Origin of the sequence: Cellulomonas septica, from assembly GCF_012396155.1 — a bacterium.
Classification (GTDB): Bacteria; Actinomycetota; Actinomycetes; order Actinomycetales; family Cellulomonadaceae; genus Cellulomonas; species Cellulomonas septica.
Window position 1 is genome coordinate 1 of the sequence record NZ_JAAXOY010000804.1, and the last position, 1367, is coordinate 1367.

At 76.0% G+C, this 1367-nt stretch carries 1 protein-coding gene and 1 pseudogene; both read right to left on the reverse strand.

The window, feature by feature from the left end:
• Positions 1 to 195: 195 nt before the first annotated feature.
• Entirely contained in the window at positions 196 to 756 is a 561-nt protein-coding gene (locus HGA02_RS19320) for an NUDIX domain-containing protein (RefSeq protein ID WP_168681014.1), read from the reverse strand.
• A pseudogene (locus tag HGA02_RS19325) lies at positions 753 to 1367 on the reverse strand (hypothetical protein); the annotation flags it as partial. The gene HGA02_RS19320 and the pseudogene HGA02_RS19325, both read right to left, overlap by 4 nt.

The window sequence follows — 1367 nt, forward strand, 5'->3', positions numbered from 1 at the left end:
AGCGCCGCCACACCGGGACCGTGCCGCCCGCGCGTGCCCGCACCGACGGGGACACGGATCGCTGCGGAGGCTCGCCCGCCGACGGCGAGCCCGAGGACGGCGGACCGGATCACCACACCCATGCGCCGTGTCTACGCGCCCGACGCCGCTCCGGCATCTCGACCGCGTCGTCCCCGGGCGGAGGCGGCCGGCAGGTCAGCGGAAGCGGCCCAGGTGGATGCCGGCGAACGCGAGGGCGGCGATCGTCTCGCCGTCGCGGATCGTCCCGTCGGCGACGAGCGCCAGGACGTCGGCGAACGGCACGGTCCGCACGGTGTCGATGCCCTCCTCGACCCGCCCGGCTCCGTCGTCGTCGGCGAGCCGCGAGAGCCCCCGCGCGAGGAACACGTGCTCGGGCGCGTCGGCGATGCCGTTGAGCGCGTCCATCCGCCCGACCGCCGTCCACTCGCGCGCGGCCAGGCCGGTCTCCTCCGCGAGCTCGCGCTGCGCCGCGACCAGCGGGTCCTCGCCGTCGGTGCCGCCCGCGGGGACCTCGACCGAGACGGCACCGGTCGTGTAGCGGCGCTGCGACACGAGCACGACCTCGTCGTCGTCGGTGAGCGCGACGACGAACACCGAGTGGTTCCGCACCTCGACGACCCCGTAGACGCCGGGCCCGCCGTCGGGACGCAGCACCTGGTCCTCGCGCACGCGGATCCACGGGTTCTCGTAGACGACGCGGCTCCCGGTGGTGGTCCAGCCGGCGTGCTCGCTCACAGGTCGGCGGGGTCGACGAGGAAGTCGGCCTCGTCGGCGATCTCGCCCCCGAGCACCCCGTGGAGGGCGCGCGTGACGGCCTGGACCTGCGGTGCGGCGCGACCGCGCGCGACCTTGTGCGGGAACGACGGCTTCTCCATCTCGAGCTCCTCGACGAGGAGCGGCTCCCAGTGCACGCGGTAGGCGACGACCCCGTCGGCGGTCCACGGCAGGTCGCGCAGGAGCGGCGGGAGCTCGGTCTCGGCGGCGGCCTCGACGGCGATGGTCCCGTCGACGCCGAGGTCGACGAGGATCCCGTAGGACTCGGCGGGCGGCGGCGACGCGACCATGAGCTCGTCGAACGCGGCGGCCTCGGCCATGAGGCGGGCGCGCTCGGCCTCGTCGTCGACGCCGAACTGCTCGAGCGCGGCCCGCAGCCCGGACCCGCCGGCCTCGGTGATGCCACCGGCGCCGCTGGTCGACCCGCGCCCGACACCCGCCATGGGCCCGTCCCACCGGGAGGTCGCCTCGGAGAGCCGCGCGCGCGGCACGACGGTCTGCACGACGGACAGCGCCTCGGCGGGCTCGAGCCACCGGTCGGTCAGCAGCGTGAGGTCGATGGCGCCGTCGAC